The 2,164-nt window shown below is 65.4% G+C and carries 2 protein-coding genes; one reads left to right on the top strand and one right to left on the bottom strand.

What is annotated here, in order from left to right; translation table 11 throughout:
* Positions 1 to 158: 158 nt before the first annotated feature.
* On the top strand, positions 159 to 695 hold the full coding sequence (locus IQ216_RS13585; protein WP_228007536.1) for a hypothetical protein: 537 nt from the start codon (positions 159 to 161) through the stop codon (positions 693 to 695).
* A 13-nt stretch (positions 696 to 708) separates the two neighbouring features.
* Here the strand turns inward: IQ216_RS13585 and dnaA are convergent, their stop codons facing one another.
* A complete protein-coding gene (gene dnaA / locus IQ216_RS13580) occupies positions 709 to 2,103 on the bottom strand; it encodes a chromosomal replication initiator protein DnaA (RefSeq protein ID WP_193815890.1) in 1,395 nt (464 codons plus the stop codon).
* Positions 2,104 to 2,164: the final 61 nt, after the last annotated feature.

Genomic DNA, 2,164 nt, shown 5'->3' with positions numbered 1-2,164 from the left:
GAAGAGCGACGTTGCTTCATGCTGGACATGGGGGAACAGCAAGGTATCTCTCGACCTTACCCGGCCCCATGAGGATCTCCGGGCGGAAGGCACAGAGAGCGGCCAGCCTCGCGGTGTCAGCAGACAACAGCCCACCTCCAGATCGCGATCTACGCTCGATGGCGAACCCCTTCAGCCCTGCAGTGCAGGATTCCTTCGCAGTGATCCAGTCGTCCAGCAAGCAGCGTCTGCAGTCTCTGGTCGGCGGCTCAGCCGCCGCCCTCACCCTCGCGCTGGCCTCCGCCACCACGGTGCAGGCCGAAACCTGCAGCTTCCTGCAACCCATCGGTGGCGACGGCCAGACCCCCGTGGTGTCCAAGACCGTGAGCCGCGCCAAGCTGCTGGCCCGCACGAACTGGAACACTGATTTCATCGTGGACCGTCCCTACCAGAAGTACAAGTTCTTCTTCACGGCCAACTCCTCGGATGCCAACGCCGAATATCCGGTGGAGGGCTACATGAAGTTCACGGACGGCACCAGCCTGCAGGTGATCAACGCCAGCATGACTCCCCCAATCGGCACCGGTAAGGAGTTCGGACCGTTTGCCGCGGTGCCCGGCAAGCAGGCCAGCCAGATGAATTTCAAGGTGGGTGCCAGCAACGACCCCGGGGCCCTGGGCTTCAGCTACCGCATCTCGGTGCAGGGCTGCAACTGAGGCCCCGGGGTCCTCAACGGCGCTTGCGCGAGTCGATCTGCAGCAGGTCGCGCACCTGCTGCACCTGCCGGGCCAGGGAGGGATCGGCATGGAGCTTCTTTTCGATCTGCTCCACCGCATACATCACGGTGGAGTGATCCTTGCCGCCGAACACCTCACCGATGCGCGGCAGCGAGAGGTTGGTGCTGTGGCGCATCAGATACATGCCCACCTGGCGGGCCTGGCTCACGGCCCGCTTGCGGCTGGGGCTGCGCATTTCATCGCCCCCCACGCCGAACACCTCCGACACCTTCTCAAGCACCTGCTCGGGCTTCACCTCCACGTCCCTGCCGGCCGGATCGAGCATCGGCGCCACCGACTCCACCGTCATCGGCAGACCGGTGATCGAGGCGAAGGCCACGGCCCGGGTGAGGGCCCCCTCCAGCTCGCGGATGTTGGAGGTGAAGCGCCCGGCGATGAACTGGATCAAATCGCGGGGCAGGGCCATCTGCTCCTGTTCGGCCTTCTTGTGCAGGATCGCCATGCGCGTTTCCAGGTCCGGGGCCTGGATGTCGGCGATCAATCCCATCGAGAAGCGCGAGATCAGCCGCTCCTGCAGGCGCGGGATCTGGTTGGGGGGCCGATCGGAGGCGATCACCACCTGGCGGCCGGCCTCGTGCAGGGCGTTGAAGGTGTGGAAGAACTCCTCCTGGGTGTACTCCTTGCCCTCGATGAACTGGATGTCATCCACCAGGATCAGATCGGCAGCGCGGTAGCGGTCGCGGAAGGCCTGCATGCCGTCCTTGCGGATCGCCTGGATCAGGTCGTTGGTGAAGGTTTCGGTGGACACATAGAACACCCTGGCCTCCGGATTGATCTCCAGGCGGTAGTGGCCGATGGCCTGCATCAGATGGGTCTTGCCCAGCCCCACCCCGCCGCAGATGAACAGGGGGTTGAACTCCCGGCCGGGGGCCTCCGCCACCGCCAGGGCCGCGGCATGGGCCATGCGGCTGTTGGGGCCCACCACGAAGCGGTTGAACACGTAGCGGGGGTTGAGCCCACTGCCTGGCGATCCGGCAGGGCCGGGTCTGCCATTGGCGGTGGTGCCACGGGCTGTCTGAACCGGAGCCGCTGCAGGGGTCGCCCCGTTGGAGCCGGGCTGATCGGCAAGGTGCTCGTCGGGGGCGGCGGTGCCGATCTGAATGCGCAGCGGCCGACCAGCGAGTTCGCTGGCCACAGCCTCGATGGTGTCGAGATAGTTTTTACGCAGCCAGCCGCAGGCGAAACTGTTGGGCGCCTCGAGCAGCAGGACGTCAGCCTCCATCCCCAGACAACGGGCCGGACGGATCCAGGTTTCGAAGGTGGGTTTACTGAACCGGGCCTGGAGGGCCTGCTGAACCTGGTGCCACAGCTCGTCTCTCTGCTGCACCAAGGGCCCCCACGCGGGTGCTGAATATAGGCAGATCACCCGCCCCCCTCCGTCTTAAATG

Source organism: Cyanobium sp. LEGE 06143 (assembly GCF_015207535.1).
GTDB lineage: Bacteria > Cyanobacteriota > Cyanobacteriia > PCC-6307 > Cyanobiaceae > NIES-981.
This window is presented reverse-complemented; position numbering and strand designations above follow the sequence as displayed.